Below are 14266 nucleotides of genomic sequence, written 5' to 3'. Positions count from 1 at the left end.
CCTTCCGTCAGCAGCCAACCCCGAGGCTTGGCCGGAATCATTTTGATGGCTGAAGCCCCGGGGACCTTGCCCAATCGTCCAAATGGCTCGCCACGTCGGCCTGCTGCGCGGAGAAGCGTAGCGCATCTCCCCAAAGCGGGGGCCGTCCTATGTGCGAGGCAGTATGGACGAGGGTTGGAGGGTAGTGTTTGCGATTAGTGCCACGGCCTTCGTGGTCGGCGGAGCCTTCTTCGCTATTCGTTTCATCATGGGGCTGCACCTCTGAGGCCACCGTCCAACGAAAGGCTGCAGCCGCTGTGCCGGGGTGGCGCCCGCAACCTCCGCCGCTACATTCCGCGCGAATCGGCGCGGGGGGCAGCTAACACACCCGTGAATGGGAGGCCGACATGAACAGATTCGAGAGCAAGGTGGTTATCGTCACGAGCGCAGCGTCCGGGATCGGCGCATCGACCGCGCGGCGGTTCGCTTCCGAGGGCGGCAGCGTAGTCCTCGTCGATCGCAACGAGATGGCGTTGGCCGATATCGCAAGAGAACTGCCGTCGGACCGCGTCTTGGCACATGTCGCGGACGTCTCAGATTCCGATGCCGTGGATGCGATGGTGGCGACGACCGTGAAGCGCTTCGGACGCCTCGATGTCCTGGTGAACAACGCGGGCGTTCATGAGGGTGGCGAGCCGCAAAGCATCACGAACGAGCAGTGGCGCCAGGTCATGGCCACCGACGTCGACGGGGTGTTCTTTGGCTGCCGTGCAGCTCTGCCCCATCTTGCAAAGACAAAGGGCTCGATCGTGAACACCACATCCGTATCGGGCACCGGCGGGGATTGGTCCATGAGCCCCTACAACGCGGCGAAGGGCGCGGTCGTCAATCTGACGCGAGCACTCGCAATGGATCTTGGCAAGAAAGGCGTCCGGGTCAACGCCGTCTGTCCGACGCTGACACGGACAGGAATGACCGCGGACGTGATGAACGACGGGAAGCTTCTCGCCAAGTTGGCCGAGCAGATACCTTTGGGCCGGGTTTGCGAGCCGGACGAAATAGCCTCGGTAATCGCGTTCGTCGCAAGCGAAGACGCAAGTTTCATAACCGGCTCCGACGTTGCGATCGACGGCGGCGTCTCCGCCTCGAACGGTCAGCCGCCGCAATAGCGCTGGCTGTCAGATCTTTCGGTAGGTGACGTGCGCCGTGGCGAACGGAAGCCCAGCGCGACCGGCGCTTCCGCGTACCATGCAGGCTCGTTCGTCGATGGCATAGAACCAATCGTCGTAGTTCAATTTTGTCGCCGAGCCATCGGCCTGCGGTGTGTCGCGGGTGTACCGCCAATGGAAGGCGCATCCGGCCTGCTCGCCCTGGGCTTCGCCCTCCAACCGATTTTCCAGGCCGCTGTAACTGCCCGGTCCCAGTTTTCGAATGGTCCAGTGGAGGGTGTCGGAGTGGCCATCGTCGAGCTCGTACGTCTCCACGAACAACACTGCGCCAGTGTCGACGTCGAGCGTGCCGTGAGCGCTGATGCTTGCGCGCTTCTGCAGTCCGCCAACCAAGCTCTCAAATACCGCCCATCCCTCCAGCCGCCCGACAAAGAATTCCTCGGGAAGGAAAGCCGGGACCGTATGCTTGAAATCCTCGATCGACATCAATCATATCCCTTCACGAACAGGCATGTACATTTGCATTTGCGTCCAGAGTTCAGCTTCGACCGATCGGCTAAATAAAAGTCAGGGCGCAATGCTGCGTCTGAACTCGCGGCTTCATTGGCCCCGCTGCGGGCCAATCGCTCCCTGCGACCATCCAGTCCTCTATGCCTTCATCCTGCCTCCGTGCTAGGCCGCCGAATTCGGCGAAAACTGTCGTAAGCCTGGTGTGTAGCCGGATGGTGGCGCGACGCATTGATGGCGGTTCTCCGCGCTATTAATCGTGAAACATCCGGCAGCGTTCCTATAGGCGGCTACGTTCATCCGGTTAGTTATCCGAAGCTCGCCCATGCATTTGGAACTTGCCTGCTTCAAGATTGTTCGATGCATCGAATGCTTAGCCAGACACCTCTCGAGCAATTCGAGCTGGCAATCCGATCGTCCTCCGACCTTGGAAACGAGAAGAAATATGGCAAAAAAGGCTACGAAGAAGCGTCGATCTGCAAAGAGCTCGGGCTCAGACGTCAAGAGCGAGATACGGCATTATAAGAAGGGGACCGCCAAAAGCGGCCGCGGCGGAAAGGGTGGCAAGGTGAAAAGCCAGAAGCAGGCTATTGCGATCGGCCTTTCTAAGGCCCGCAAAAAAGGCAAAAAAGTACCCAAAAAAAAAGAAGTAGTGAGCCGATGAACTGACGACCTTGATCCTAGAATGCGTCCGGGGAAAACGAGGAGATGCTTCGACAGACCATCAAAGAAGAAGAGGTTCTCGCCCGTACCGCAGAGGTGGCGGCCACCATCGCAGAGGAGGGCCTGCGATACGTCAGCGACTCCTCGCCCGGCTACACACGCAAGCGGACGGGAACGACGTTCAGCTACTACGATAAGGACGGCAAGCGCATCACCGATGCCGCGGTCATCCGGCGGATGAAGTCGATCGGCATCCCGCCGGCCTACGAGTCAGTGTGGATCTGTCCCTCGCCCAACGGCCACATCCAGGCGACAGGCCTCGATGCGCGCGGGCGCAAGCAGTATCGTTACCATCCGAAGTGGCGGGAACTGCGCGACCAGAACAAATACGAGCACATCGTCCAGTTCGCGGCCGCCCTACCGGCGCTTCGGGACCGGGTCGCCGCCGACATGAAGCTGGACGGGCTACCCCGCGAGAAGGTGTTGGCCACCATCGTCAGCCTCCTCGAAAAGACTCTTATCCGCGTCGGCAACGCAGAGTACGCGAAAAAGAACAAGTCCTACGGGCTGACCACGATGCGCCGCAAGCACGTCGCGATCGAACAGGGCGTGCTGCGGTTCGACTTCACCGGCAAATCCGGAAAGCAATGGAAACTTCGCGTTGAGGATCGGCGGATCGCTTCGATCGCGAAGCGCTGCGCCGAAATCCCGGGACACGAGCTCTTCAAGTATCTCGACGACGACGGAGAGCCGCGCACGGTGGATTCCGGCGACGTCAACGCCTACATCAAGAACATCACGGGCGAGGACTTTAGTGCCAAGGACTTCCGGACCTGGGCGGGGACTGTGCTGGCTGCGCTGGCGCTCGCGGAATTCAAGACGTACGATAGCCAGGCGGAAGCCAAGCGCAACGTCGTCGGGGCGATCGAGAGCGTGTCCAAGCAGCTCGGGAACACGCCGGCTATCTGCCGCAAGTGTTATGTGCACCCCGAGATCCTGAACGCCTACATGTCCGGCGATCTCGTCAGGATGATCGAGGCCAAGATCGCGCAGAAGTTCAAGCGCCAGTACGCCAAACTCACCTCGGACGAGATTATGGTGCTTGCGTTTCTCCGCAAGCGTCTCGATTCCCTGAAAGCTACCGCCTGAGGCCGGCGTACCAATCGGCGTACGGAGTGTTCTTGACAGCGTGACGATTGTAGTCCGGCGCGCCGTCCTTCCACCAGACCGGTCCTCGCTCACTCAAACCGTGCTTCGCCTGGTCGACCAATCGATGCGCTGCGGCTTCGGCTTCAGGTTCGTTGGTCGCCTTCGCCGCCTTCACGGCGCGACGCGCGTCCATCAGTTGCTTTAAGAGCCGCGACTTGTCGTCGGGAGCCAGATCTGGATTGCTCATCCGCCAGAGCTTTCCCCGGACGACGAAGTAGCGGCCGTCCGGCGTCGCGGGATGCTTGAGGCCGGGCATTCAGATAAAGGGTTTGCCCCCGGTCACGGCGACCGTCGTACCGGAGGTGTAGCTCGACAGCGGATCGGCGAGCATGACGTACGCCGTCGCTAGTTCCGCCGGTTGGCCAGCACGCTTCATCGGCACCTGCTTGCCGAAGTTCTTCACGGTCTCCTCCGGCATGGTCGAGGGAATAAGCGGCGTCCAGATCGGGCCCGGGGCGACAGCATTCACCCGGATATCCTTCTCTGCCAGCATCTGCGCCAGGCCGCCGGTAAAGTTTTGAATGGCGCCCTTGGTCGTGGCATAGGCCAGGAGGGTCGGATTGGGCATGTCGGAGTTCACGGACGCCGTGTTGATGATGGCGCCGCCCGGCTTCATGTGCGGCACGGCGGCCTTCGCGAGAAAGAACATGGCGTGTATGTTTACCTCGAACGTCATACGCCATTCCTCGTCACTGATGTCGGCCAGTTCCTTGAACGTCGCCTGATGCGCCGCGTTGTTGACGAGGATGTCGAGACCGCCGAGCTCGCTCACCGCCCGTTCGACGACGCTCCTGCAATGGTCCGCGGACCGAAGATCGCCTTCGACCAGAATAGCTTTGCGTCCCTCCGCCTGCACGAGATCGGCGACCTCCTTGGCGTCTTCATTTTCCTCAAGATAGGCGATCAGGACATCCGCGCCCTCGCGCGCAAAGGCAATCGCGACCGCGCGTCCTATTCCGCTGTCGCCGCCCGTGATAATGGCTCGCCTGCCTTGCAGGCGGCAGGAGCCCTTATAGCTCGTCTCACCGTGATCGGGCCGAGGGTTCATCTTGGCCGTCGTTCCCGGCATCGACTGGCTTTGGCCTGGATAGGGAGGCTTTGGATAGTCGGGCATCGCGCTCTCGCTTCAATTGATGCTACTGGTACTTCTTGGATCCGCGTCGTCCTCGCAGGATCGAGAAGCGAACAACCGGTCATCAACGGCCAGGGTTCCTAAAGCCGATCTGACGGTCGACCTTCAGAACACTTCGCCCTCGAGGCACTCACGCATAGGAGTTCGAATAGCGCGCGCCCCGCTTTGTAGCTCGCGCCTTTACGACTGCAATCGGAGCCGGACATCACGACTTTCCCTCCGGGTCCGCATATAGTCCACTTCCACCGGGCTCGCCCGCGCTGTTTCAGCACAATGTCGTAGCTTGGGCAGCAATCTTCTCCCATCTCGAGCTTCATGCTGCGGAGCGCCGCGGCATGCCGGCTCGAAGCTGTTCCAGGAGCCGCTGCTCGCGCTCTATCCTACCGTGATAGAGCTCGCGCTCTCGATCGGTCCCGGCGAGCGGCCGCCGGTAGTGGGCGATGACCTTCTCGCTGCCGCGGATCAGCATCTCCCGCACATCGCTCATGACACGGCCTCCGTCGTCGCCAGATGCCAAGTGCAACCGGGAAGGTATGTGAGGTCAACGCCTCCAGCGCGGTACTCTCCTCCGACAGCCGTCGCTCGATGAAGTCGCGCTCGATGTCCGACAGCCGGGTCTGGAGCAGACTGCGATAGCGGTGGATGTTGTTGCGGTGAGCACGGATGTGGGCAAGGTTCTCGTCGAGCATCGTTCCCTCCTACCCTAGGCCGCCGCGCGGTCGACGGGCCGCAGGCGCATCGGCTTGCCGCCAGGCGGATTTCGGGGGCCTTCATCCAGCGCGCAGAGCGCCTCCAAGATCTCGTCGATGGTGACAGGCGCCTTCAACCCCTCGGGGGCCCGCAACGATGGGCACGACGCGATGGCGGAAGCGTCCGATGCCCACGAGGCTAGAATGGCGCGCTTCTCAGATGGGCTGAGCGTGGGATGAGAGACCACATCCCGGGGGCGTTCGAACACCGTACCGGGGTGGACGATGGCGTTGAGATCGACAACGTTGTCGCGAAAAGCGGTCGTCGGCCGCATGGCTTCCTCCATTTCCAAGACGAGTTGAAGGGATAGCCGCGCGGGCTGGCCCGCGCGGCCTGGTCATTGATCTATAGAATGGCTTTAGGCCGCCCGGGATTCGATCTGCGTGACGTTGCTCGGCGCGGTGCCGCTGATGGCAATCCGACGCGGCTTCATCGCCTCGGGGATCTCACGCTGCAGATCAATGACGAGCAACCCGTTCTCGAAGCTCGCGCCCTTGACTTCGACGTGGTCGGCGAGCGTGAACTGCCGTTTGAAATTACGGGCCGAGATGCCGCGGTGCAGGAAGGTCTTGCCCTCCTTCTCGCTCTTGTGGCCCTCGAGCGTTAAGACGTTCTGCTCGACCGTGAGCGCGACCTCCTCCGGCGTGAAGCCGGCGAGCGCGACCGAAATCTGGAAGCGGTTCTCGTCAAACCGCTCGATGTTGTAAGGGGGATAGGTCTCCTCGCCCGCTCGCTGGGCGGCTTCGGCGAGGTCGAACAGACGGTCGAAACCGATGGCCGACCGAAACAGGGGCGAAAAATCAACAGTGCGCATAGCCAGATCCTCCTGGGAGCAAAATGGTTACGAACGGCACCGGACACGACCGGTGCCCGTCTCGGTTAGGCGGGACCCGAATGGCATCCCGATCGTCTTGTGACGACGCCAAAAAAATTTGGAAGCCTGAGGAAAGTTTCAAGCCCCTCCGACAAATTTTTTGCGTAGGGAATCGCGATGGTTAACACGGGCGTCGGCTACTACTCGCCGGCCGGCCCGAAGGAGCCGAGTAGACCTAGCGCCGGCGCGCGAACCAGACGCCGAGCACGAATGCTGCAACCAGGGATCGCAGCGGCGCTTTCACCGTCACATCGCGCAAGTGATCAGCCCAGCGCATGACGTCGTCTTGCGTCGGCATCGCCAGCGGGCGGGCATTTGCGGTCCTCCCAGCGTTCGCGCCGGCAGCCAGCTCTGTACCATCGAGATCGTTCACCAGGCCGGAGGCTTCCGTCATTGCTGAGGATTCTTTGATATCCATGTTGTCATCTCCCTTGGCCGCGCCATCGAGAACCGCTCTGGACGTCCGCTAGTTCCTTTCGCGAAAGGCCGATGTTCGGCATGCTGCTGTGGTCCTGCCACGACCTGCGTCGCCCGTCCGGGGGTTCTGCACAGGCGCTGCGGAACACGTGGACAAGCCCTAGCTCTGCCGCTCCGGAATCCCTGGCCCGCGCTAATCGCGCGGAACCAACTGGGGGACGGACGGATTCGTCTCAGCAGGAGCGATCTCGATGCTGACGATCAAACAACGACGACCAGCGATCCGCACGTTGCGAGGATGGGCGATCCAAGTGCTGCAGGAGGCGGGTGCAATCCACGAATGCGAGGAGCACGCTTGGGCGAAGGACCGAGCCGATCCTCACGCGCGCGAACGGGCCTTCGATCTAGCCCGCCAGGATCCACCGCCCGGTCTCGCTCCGGATGAAGCCGTCGCTGAGGTTTGCGATGTTCTCGACACAATCGGCGACACCTGCCCGGAGTGCTTGCCGACCGAAATCTAACGAGGGGGGACATGGCGGAACTCGCACGCCCAACTCCCACGAAAGTTGCAGACCACATTCTGGCTCCGCACAACCTAAGTTAATGCACCCACTGGTCGAGGTGGATCATACAGGGCGTGCTGCTTCAATCGGGGCGCCACCATGCAAGCCGAAATCGTCCGCGAGACCCTGCGCGAGATGTTCGAGCATGCTCTTTGGCAATCGAGCTGTTCGCCCGTTGCCCGCAGTGCCCGAGCAGCGAAAAGCTTTCGTCGCCTCGTCGCCACCGCCGACCAGATCGAAGCCGGAATCCTTTTTGCCTACGCCGAACTGTGGGAGGGCGAACCGGATAGGACCGCTCACCGGAAGCTTTTGGAATCCGTCGGTTACGGGTTCATCCCCCTCTCGGCATCGGAGTTTGTTATTCGCTTCATCGCCGAGCGCACGGGCGGCGCTTAGCTTACTAAGCGATCGGCCTTAGGCGCCCGCAGGCGGATAGCCTATTCGCGGGCTCGCTGCAGCGCCCCCTTGAGCTTTTCTTGCACTCTTTCCCAGCGGGCGTTCTCGGCCTCGATCTTATTTTCGATGGCGGCCCGTTCGGCAATCAAGCTCTTTGACCTCTCTTCATGCTCGCGCTGCGCAGCATCCAGCGCTCCTTGGGCTTTCGCGACGAGCTTCTCGCGCCTTGCGCGTTCCTTCTCGCGCGCAGCCTCCTCTTTGCGACTTTGGGCATCCCGCCGCTTCTCTTCACGCTCGAACTCAGCCGCCGCCTTGCGCCCATCCTCGACGCTGATATTGGGGACAGCGAGCTTCTTCGGCTCGGTCCTGCGCCCCTTCTTCGAGGCGCCAGCTTTCTCCAAGTCTGGCAGTTCGGCATGTTCGCCGAAGCGCCCACTTGAGCCAGCGGGGCGCTTCAGTACCACGCCCGGCTTCGCCATGGTCGCAGCGACGATGTCCGGATCATCAGTCTCTCTGGCAAAGCCCTGATGGAAAAGATTGCTGCCAGCACCTCACGCTTCCAGCGCAGCTTTCATCGACGTCGCCGCGATCGCGAGATCGTAGAAGCCGAGCGAGGTCTGGTAGGTCTTCAGTTTGCGGGGCATGCGAGGTGCCTATCTGGACGACGAGGCGCGTCCAGCCGCTCACGCCGACTTCCGCCGCGCCCCCGCCGCCGGCTTCTTCGCAGCAGCCCCCTTCGCGGGCTTTTTGCCAGCGATGGACAGCAGCATTTCCTTTTGGCCGGCAGGCGCATTCTTCGATTTCTTGCCCGACTTCTTGGAAGCTTTGCTCTCGGCCGCTTCGCCTCCGACACTCCGCCGCAGCGCTTCCATCAGGTCGACAACGTTCTCGCCGCGGGGACGCTCCGCTGGGCGGATGACCTTGCCGGCCCGCTTCTGGTTGATGAGGTCGACCAGCGCGGTCTCGTAATGGTCCTCGAACTTGTCCGGATCGAACCGGCCTGTCTTCTGGGTCACGATGTGCTTAGCTAGGTCCAGCATGTCCTTGGTGATCTTCACGTCCTGGATTTCTGCGAAATATTCCGCGGGATCCCGGACCTCGTAAGGATAGCGCAGCAGGGTACCGATGAGCCCCTTGTCCTGTGCCTCGAGAGCGATGATGTGCTCGCGGTTGGTCAGCACGACCCGCCCGATGGCCACCTTTTCCATCCCACGGATGGTCTCGCGGATCACCGCGAAGGCGTCATGGCCGATCTTGCCGTCCGGACGCAAATAGTAGGGCCTGATCAGGTAGCGCGGGTCGATGTCGCTGCGGTCGACGAACTCGTCGATCTCGATGGTGCGCGTGGACTCAAGCGCTACCTCCTCAAGCTCCTCCTTGGTCACCTCAATGTACTGGCCCTTCTCGACCTCGTAGCCCTTGACGATGTCCTCGTTGGGCACCTCATCGCCGGTGTCGGCGTCGACCTTCAGATACTTGATCCGGTGACCGGTCTGCCTGTTCAGTTGGTTGAACGAAATCTTCTCGCTCTCCGATGTGGCCGGGTAGAGCGCCACCGGGCAGGTGACGAGCGAAAGTCGTAGAAAGCCCTTCCAGTTGGCGCGAGGTGCCATGACTATTTAGAAACTCCACATGCGGCGGCAATCCGGATTCAAGACGAACGGCGGCGACCGGTTCCGACGGCCTCCACCGGAATCTTTTGCCGGGCATATCGGCTTTGTTCTTTAGATGTTCCATATCGGCATGGCGCTGGCCTGACTTCCAGTGGCCCAAGCTGAATTTCGCAGTGGCCTGATTTGAGCCTTAACCTTTGTGGGAGAAACCAGGCGCGCCCCTTGTTAGTTTACACTATCACCGCACGGACCGTGGCTTTCATCGGTGATGAGAACGCCCAATTGCGCTCCCGCCTTCCTCTGATGGAAAGGAGCAGCGCCATGTTGCAGCGGCGTCGTTTCAAACAACAGCTTACGCTTCAAGATCGTCTGGCGGCTTGGTCTAAGCAGGTCGAAGAGGAGGCTGCGAAATTTCCACCTGGGCCCGAGCGCGATGCGCTGATCAAGAAGGCGCGGCAGGCTGACATTGCGAACCATCTGGACGACTGGGCCAAGTCGCCGGGCTTGCAGCCGCCGAAATAGTCCTAGGTAGAATTGTACACTCTGATACTTAGGAACCTCGCTCCAATGCGAGGTGATTCGATGCTGGAAATGATTTTACTCATGTCCGGCCTCGGCACGGTCGCGGTCGCGCTCACTATTGGCGCGCTGGAATGGCGCGCGCTTGTGAGCTATTGGCGCGCGATGAAGTAACGCCGTCTAAACTTCGTCAAAACGGCAGTTGCAGGGTCTCCTCGTATCGCGGGTGAGTACCATCTAACTTCACTGCGAAGTCGTCATAATCTTCGCTCGGTCGTTTATCACTGATACGAGATGCTCCCTCAACTTTAGATGTCGTGTTTCCTCGGTAAGCCGACGAGTGAAACGGATACTTACGCCCTTTCGGCCAATATCGTTTTGCCGCCATCTTTTGAATCCTGGCGGCCATTAGGAACGAAGCTTTCGCGCGGAGGTTTTTCGGCGATCATCCCTCCCGCCACGCTGAGGCTTCCATGTATCACCACGTCAAGAAACTTATGTTCACCGTCCGTGTAGACGAGCCGGATCCGCGTTTCGGCAACATGCTACTCGAACAGTTCGGCGGCGCGAACGGTGAACTCGCCGCAGCGATGCAGTATTCGATCCAGGGGATCAATTGCGAAGATCCGGACCGCAAAGATCTCCTCATGGATATCGGCACCGAGGAACTAAGCCATCTCGAAGTCGTCGGCACGCTCGCCCGCATGCACCTCAAGCCTTCAAAGTTCGACCGCCAAGCCGCAGAGGCCGATCCTTTGATCGCGATCGCCGGCGGCGGCGGCGTGAACCTTTTCAACTCGCAAGGAAACGCCTGGACAGCCGACTACCTCAAGATCACGGGCGAACTCGACGTCGATCTGCGCAGCAACATCGCCGCCGAAGCCCGCGCGAAGATCGTCTATGAGCGGCTGATCAACTTCACCGACGATGCCGGCACGAAGGATGCGCTACAGTTCCTCATGACCCGCGAGATCACCCACATGAAGGCCTTCTCGCTCGCGCTCGAAAGCATGGGCAAGCCGCCGCTCAGCATCGGGCGGATCGCGCCTACGCCCGGCCTCGTCGACCAATTCTTCAACGACTCCACCGGCGCCGGCGACCATGGCGAGATCGACACCCGCGGTCCCTGGAACGAGGGCGGCGACTGGGTCTTCACCGAATCTCCCGCCATCCAGTCCGGCGACCCGGGTCCCGCGGCGTCTATTGTCGCCGAAAGCTCGCCGCCGATGGACGAGGTCGGTCTCGGCGATCTTCTGATCGACGAACTCCGGGACATCCTGCATGCCGAGAAGCAGCTTACCAAAGCGCTTCCGAAGATGGCGGAGGCTGCTCGCCACGATCAGTTGCGCGAACTGTTCGAGGTGCACCTTTCCGAGACGGAGGCTCAGATCGAACGCATCAACGAATGCTTCGAGCTTCTCGGCAAGACGGCTCGAGCCAAGCCATGCAAGGGCATGATGGGTCTGGTCGAAGAGGGCCAGGAGGTTATGGAAGAAGGCGAGGAGAAGGCGGACGCCGCCGCGGATCTCGCCCTGATCGGCGCCGCGCAGCGCGTCGAGCACTACGAAATCTCTGGCTACACTACGGCTCGGAACCTCGCCCAGCAACTGCGACACAGCGCCGTGGTCGCCCTGCTGTCGAAGTCTCTGGCGGAGGAAGAGAACGCCGATCAGTTGCTGAACCAGGTCGCGCGCTCGCTCATGTCGGTGGCCAAAATGCCTGCCGCGATCGAACAGACCGGGGAAACGGAGTAGCCGTCTCAGCCCCCAGCTGGCACCGCCTGCCGAGATCGTTGCGGTCGATGCAGCAGGCGAATGCGGACGATCTCTTGAGATCGTCCGCATTCGTTGAAGGGCCGGCATCCCCGCGGCCTCCGACGTTTCAGCTGCGGTGCCGCCTTACGTCTATTGGACGTCGTACGAAGTCTCCGCCGTGTCCGTCTACACCGTAATTAACTCATGTTATGTCCGGAACTGCAAAAACGTTCGGCAGTTTGAGATTCGTTTCTCTTTCAAGCCGTTCAGGACTATTGCAGGTGCGCATTCTCATAGTCGAAGATGATCCGCTCATCCGGGAGTTCGTGGTCGAGGCCCTCCGCGAGGAAGGCTTCGAGGTTTTGCACGCCGCCGACGGCGAGCAGGCGCTGAATTGGTGCGGACGCAAGGTGGCGGATGTCCTAGTCACCGACGTCAAGCTGCCCGGCAAGGTCGATGGGTGGGAGATCGCGGAGCGATGCCGCGAACACGACCCCGAGCTTCCGGTAATTTACGCTACCGGCTTCTCGCCGGTCACCCCGCGCCCCGTTCCCGGCAGCCTATTGCTGCAGAAGCCGTACCATCCGGCGCAGATCGTAGAGGCTATTCGCAAGGTCACGGGCGGCCGGCCGAAGCCGTACTAGTTCTTTACTTCACAGCGGTTGGTGAAGCGGTGTTGCCGAGCCCAATGCCTACGATCAGCAAGAGGTCGGAACCCCGAGGACCGTAGGGCGTTCCCTTGCCATCATTGCAAGAGGAGAAATCGATTATGGGCTTCTTCACCAAGGACATCAAAACCATGGACGACCTGCTGATCCACGGTCTGCAGGATATCTACTACGCCGAGCAGCAAATCCTCAAAGCGCTGCCGAAGATGATCGATAAGGCCACCAACCGCGACCTCGTGATCGGCCTGAAGAATCATCTCGAAGAGACCAATAAGCAGGTCGAACGGCTCGAAAAGGCATTTGCCAAGCTCGGCAAGGAGCCGAGCGGCACGAAGTGCCCCGCCATCGACGGCATCATCAAGGAGGCCGACGAGACCGCCGGCGAGATCGAGGACAAAGCCGTGCTGGACGCCGCGATCGTTGCGAATGCGCAAGCCGTGGAGCACTATGAGATGTGCCGCTACGGCACGCTGATCGCGTGGGCCGAAGAACTTGGACACGACGAGATCGTGCGCTTCCTGACCACCAATCTGAACGAAGAGAAGGCGGCGAACACCAAGCTCAACACGGTGGCGCTTCGCAAGGGCGTCAATGCCAAGGCCTCCGACGCGGCCTGATAGCGTCCCGGCATCAAACTCAGCGGCTCCGCGACATCGCGGAGCCGCTGTTTCTCTGGGCCGTTCGCGCGACGCGAAGCTGGCGCGTAACCCGTCGCTCGTCCAGTAAGCCAGCATGAAGATGCGCGTCAGGCAGTGACCACCGCTATGGCGCGGGTCGCGACGCGGTCCCAAAGGCAGGGGACTAGCCGCAGTCGCAAGCGCGCCCATGTGCAGCAAGTGTCACGACGGAAACAGGGCTCATTCAGGAGCAACTAGGTTTCTATGGGTAACGCTTAGAGTGCCGTCTCAGGAACTTAAGTTTTGATCGCCGGAGTGGCCATTTCCGTCTTTCTCATCCAAACCGCGTTCATGCGTTGTTTGATGTGCCTCAGGACTAATGTCGCGTTAGGAACGAAACTCCGAGGGGGCGCTTGGTCGCTAAAGGAATAGCGATATGAAGCTCTTTCGATTTGCTCTCGTCCTAACAGTCCTTCTTCCTTGTGCAGCTTTCGCCCAGGGCGGCGGCGGTTCATCTGGCGGCGGTGCCGGCGGTTCGGCCTCGTCAGGTGCTGGAGGCGCGGCCTCGTCTACCGGCACCGGCACTGCAGGCGCCGCCGCTGCCGGTACAGCGGGTACGAATGCAGCCGGTATCGGCACCAGTGCAAACCCCACCGGGACGGCAGCCGGCCAAGCCGGCAATCCAAATGCAAGCAATGCGGCGGCTCCGGGAACGGCGCAGCCCGGCATCACGCAAGGCACTGGGCAGAGCAACCAGTCCGGTACGAACGCGCAGACGCCCGGCACCAACGCCTCAGGTACTGCAACCCCGTCCGGGTCTTCAGCGGCAAATGCCCAAACGACCGCCCCTGCAGGTGGGATCGGCAGGCCGACAACCACCGATCAGCGCGACACCGACGCCAAGATTGATCGGGAGAACAGCAGCACCGACCGAGTGGTGGGCAAGATTTGCAAAAACTGCTGACCTCCGTCGTCTTGCTCTCTTTGTCGGCACCTGCTGTCTTCAATCGGTGGCGGCGAAGCCCAAACGGCTTCGGTCAACACCAGAGGCGCCGCCGATTGCCGCGGCGACTGCCGTTTCACCAAAAGCCACGAAGGATCTGCGCGACCCTGCCGACATCGCGCTGGAAAAGAAAATCAAAAGCATCTGCCGCGGCTGTTAAATCCGAGATGCCACTCTGAAGACTTCTAGGAACGACTCGGTAAGATGCCGCATTGCTGTTCGCCGGGTCCCACAAAACACGGCACATGGCGGCCCCGGCTTTATGCTCCCCTGCGGAGCCGGGGTCGTCTCATCGCTCGGGTAAGCACCGCTTACGCCCCTCGCCAGCCTTCTGCCGCAACAATACCTTCTGCAACCTGCGCGCGCGCGAAAGTGCACAGAGCGGTTGCATCGCCACGACGTTTGCTGCGTCGCCGTCAGGAACGGCGCCTTG

General features: G+C 61.1%; 17 protein-coding genes and 2 pseudogenes. 10 read left to right on the top strand and 9 right to left on the bottom strand.

What is annotated here, in order from left to right; translation table 11 throughout:
- Positions 1–386 precede the first annotated feature (386 nt).
- Positions 387–1148 (top strand): SDR family NAD(P)-dependent oxidoreductase, encoded by a 762-nt coding sequence (locus NLM32_RS15085; RefSeq protein WP_254129737.1) that lies wholly within the window; start codon positions 387–389, stop codon positions 1146–1148.
- A gap of 9 nt (positions 1149–1157) precedes the next feature.
- Here NLM32_RS15085 and NLM32_RS15080 read toward each other — a convergent pair whose 3' ends face one another.
- Complete coding sequence (locus tag NLM32_RS15080) at positions 1158–1634, bottom strand: DUF3833 family protein (protein ID WP_254129736.1); 477 nt, start codon at positions 1632–1634, stop codon at positions 1158–1160.
- A 466-nt stretch (positions 1635–2100) separates the two neighbouring features.
- Between NLM32_RS15080 and NLM32_RS15075 the strand changes: the two are divergent.
- Positions 2101–2298 (top strand): annotated as a pseudogene (locus NLM32_RS15075) (DUF6496 domain-containing protein); the annotation flags it as partial.
- A 65-nt stretch (positions 2299–2363) separates the two neighbouring features.
- Entirely contained in the window at positions 2364–3467 is a 1104-nt protein-coding gene (locus NLM32_RS15070; protein WP_254129734.1) for a DNA topoisomerase IB, read from the top strand.
- On the opposite strand, the gene NLM32_RS15065 is transcribed toward NLM32_RS15070, so the two are convergent.
- The 6 genes from NLM32_RS15065 to NLM32_RS15040 all read right to left on the bottom strand — a co-directional run bounded on the left by NLM32_RS15065 (position 3457) and on the right by NLM32_RS15040 (position 6701).
- Positions 3457–3783: a hypothetical protein gene (locus NLM32_RS15065; protein WP_254129733.1), complete on the bottom strand. Its 327-nt coding sequence runs from the start codon at positions 3781–3783 to the stop codon at positions 3457–3459. The two genes, NLM32_RS15070 and NLM32_RS15065, sit on opposite strands and share 11 nt — an antisense overlap.
- Positions 3784–4641: a glucose 1-dehydrogenase gene (locus tag NLM32_RS15060; protein ID WP_254129732.1), complete on the bottom strand. Its 858-nt coding sequence runs from the start codon at positions 4639–4641 to the stop codon at positions 3784–3786.
- A 331-nt stretch (positions 4642–4972) separates the two neighbouring features.
- Complete coding sequence (locus tag NLM32_RS15055) at positions 4973–5146, bottom strand: hypothetical protein (RefSeq protein WP_254129731.1); 174 nt, start codon at positions 5144–5146, stop codon at positions 4973–4975.
- A gap of 216 nt (positions 5147–5362) precedes the next feature.
- Positions 5363–5683: a hypothetical protein gene (locus NLM32_RS15050; protein WP_254129730.1), complete on the bottom strand. Its 321-nt coding sequence runs from the start codon at positions 5681–5683 to the stop codon at positions 5363–5365.
- An 84-nt stretch (positions 5684–5767) separates the two neighbouring features.
- Positions 5768–6223, bottom strand: a complete 456-nt coding sequence (locus NLM32_RS15045) for an Hsp20 family protein (protein WP_254129729.1) — start codon at positions 6221–6223, stop codon at positions 5768–5770.
- Positions 6224–6458: 235 nt separating this feature from the next.
- A complete protein-coding gene (locus NLM32_RS15040; protein WP_254129728.1) occupies positions 6459–6701 on the bottom strand; it encodes a hypothetical protein in 243 nt (80 codons plus the stop codon).
- Positions 6702–6951: 250 nt separating this feature from the next.
- Here NLM32_RS15040 and NLM32_RS15035 point away from each other — a divergent pair, with 250 nt between their 5' ends.
- On the top strand, positions 6952–7221 hold the full coding sequence (locus NLM32_RS15035) for a hypothetical protein (RefSeq protein WP_254129727.1): 270 nt from the start codon (positions 6952–6954) through the stop codon (positions 7219–7221).
- Positions 7222–7362: 141 nt separating this feature from the next.
- Positions 7363–7659 carry a hypothetical protein gene (locus tag NLM32_RS15030; RefSeq protein ID WP_254129726.1) on the top strand — a complete coding sequence of 99 codons (297 nt, stop codon included), beginning with the start codon at positions 7363–7365 and terminating at the stop codon, positions 7657–7659.
- A 41-nt stretch (positions 7660–7700) separates the two neighbouring features.
- Here the strand turns inward: NLM32_RS15030 and NLM32_RS15025 are convergent.
- A pseudogene (locus NLM32_RS15025) lies at positions 7701–8303 on the bottom strand (cell envelope biogenesis protein TolA).
- A gap of 39 nt (positions 8304–8342) precedes the next feature.
- A complete protein-coding gene (locus tag NLM32_RS15020) occupies positions 8343–9272 on the bottom strand; it encodes a Ku protein (protein WP_254129725.1) in 930 nt (309 codons plus the stop codon).
- A gap of 321 nt (positions 9273–9593) precedes the next feature.
- Here NLM32_RS15020 and NLM32_RS15015 point away from each other — a divergent pair, with 321 nt between their 5' ends.
- The 5 genes from NLM32_RS15015 (at position 9594) to NLM32_RS14995 (ending at position 13794) form a co-directional block, all read left to right on the top strand.
- Positions 9594–9794, top strand: coding sequence for a hypothetical protein (locus NLM32_RS15015; protein WP_254129724.1), 201 nt, complete (start codon positions 9594–9596; stop codon positions 9792–9794).
- 470 nt (positions 9795–10264) lie between these two features.
- Positions 10265–11545 carry a DUF892 family protein gene (locus NLM32_RS15010; RefSeq protein WP_254129723.1) on the top strand — a complete coding sequence of 427 codons (1281 nt, stop codon included), beginning with the start codon at positions 10265–10267 and terminating at the stop codon, positions 11543–11545.
- A gap of 281 nt (positions 11546–11826) precedes the next feature.
- A complete protein-coding gene (locus NLM32_RS15005) occupies positions 11827–12189 on the top strand; it encodes a response regulator (RefSeq protein ID WP_254129722.1) in 363 nt (120 codons plus the stop codon).
- A gap of 125 nt (positions 12190–12314) precedes the next feature.
- Positions 12315–12830 (top strand): ferritin-like domain-containing protein, encoded by a 516-nt coding sequence (locus NLM32_RS15000; protein ID WP_254129721.1) that lies wholly within the window; start codon positions 12315–12317, stop codon positions 12828–12830.
- Positions 12831–13266: 436 nt separating this feature from the next.
- Positions 13267–13794 (top strand): hypothetical protein, encoded by a 528-nt coding sequence (locus NLM32_RS14995; RefSeq protein ID WP_254129720.1) that lies wholly within the window; start codon positions 13267–13269, stop codon positions 13792–13794.
- Positions 13795–14266 lie beyond the last annotated feature (472 nt).

Source organism: Bradyrhizobium sp. CCGUVB14 (genome assembly GCF_024199935.1).
Lineage (GTDB): Bacteria > Pseudomonadota > Alphaproteobacteria > Rhizobiales > Xanthobacteraceae > Bradyrhizobium.
This window is presented reverse-complemented; position numbering and strand designations above follow the sequence as displayed.

What these genes read in the sequence shown, in the direction of transcription:
- NLM32_RS15045 (WP_254129729.1), bottom strand. Translation starts at nt 6,223, where the DNA reads ATGCGCACTGTTGATTTTTCGCCCCTGTTTCGGTCGGCCATCGGTTTC.
- NLM32_RS15020 (WP_254129725.1), bottom strand. Translation starts at nt 9,272, where the DNA reads ATGGCACCTCGCGCCAACTGGAAGGGCTTTCTACGACTTTCGCTCGTC.
- NLM32_RS15080 (WP_254129736.1), bottom strand. Translation starts at nt 1,634, where the DNA reads ATGTCGATCGAGGATTTCAAGCATACGGTCCCGGCTTTCCTTCCCGAG.
- NLM32_RS14995 (WP_254129720.1), top strand. Translation starts at nt 13,267, where the DNA reads ATGAAGCTCTTTCGATTTGCTCTCGTCCTAACAGTCCTTCTTCCTTGT.
- NLM32_RS15085 (WP_254129737.1), top strand. Translation starts at nt 387, where the DNA reads ATGAACAGATTCGAGAGCAAGGTGGTTATCGTCACGAGCGCAGCGTCC.
- NLM32_RS15055 (WP_254129731.1), bottom strand. Translation starts at nt 5,146, where the DNA reads ATGAGCGATGTGCGGGAGATGCTGATCCGCGGCAGCGAGAAGGTCATC.
- NLM32_RS15015 (WP_254129724.1), top strand. Translation starts at nt 9,594, where the DNA reads ATGTTGCAGCGGCGTCGTTTCAAACAACAGCTTACGCTTCAAGATCGT.
- NLM32_RS15035 (WP_254129727.1), top strand. Translation starts at nt 6,952, where the DNA reads ATGCTGACGATCAAACAACGACGACCAGCGATCCGCACGTTGCGAGGA.
- NLM32_RS15065 (WP_254129733.1), bottom strand. Translation starts at nt 3,783, where the DNA reads ATGCCCGGCCTCAAGCATCCCGCGACGCCGGACGGCCGCTACTTCGTC.
- NLM32_RS15070 (WP_254129734.1), top strand. Translation starts at nt 2,364, where the DNA reads ATGCTTCGACAGACCATCAAAGAAGAAGAGGTTCTCGCCCGTACCGCA.
- NLM32_RS15010 (WP_254129723.1), top strand. Translation starts at nt 10,265, where the DNA reads ATGTATCACCACGTCAAGAAACTTATGTTCACCGTCCGTGTAGACGAG.
- NLM32_RS15030 (WP_254129726.1), top strand. Translation starts at nt 7,363, where the DNA reads ATGCAAGCCGAAATCGTCCGCGAGACCCTGCGCGAGATGTTCGAGCAT.
- NLM32_RS15000 (WP_254129721.1), top strand. Translation starts at nt 12,315, where the DNA reads ATGGGCTTCTTCACCAAGGACATCAAAACCATGGACGACCTGCTGATC.
- NLM32_RS15050 (WP_254129730.1), bottom strand. Translation starts at nt 5,683, where the DNA reads ATGCGGCCGACGACCGCTTTTCGCGACAACGTTGTCGATCTCAACGCC.
- NLM32_RS15060 (WP_254129732.1), bottom strand. Translation starts at nt 4,641, where the DNA reads ATGCCCGACTATCCAAAGCCTCCCTATCCAGGCCAAAGCCAGTCGATG.
- NLM32_RS15040 (WP_254129728.1), bottom strand. Translation starts at nt 6,701, where the DNA reads ATGGATATCAAAGAATCCTCAGCAATGACGGAAGCCTCCGGCCTGGTG.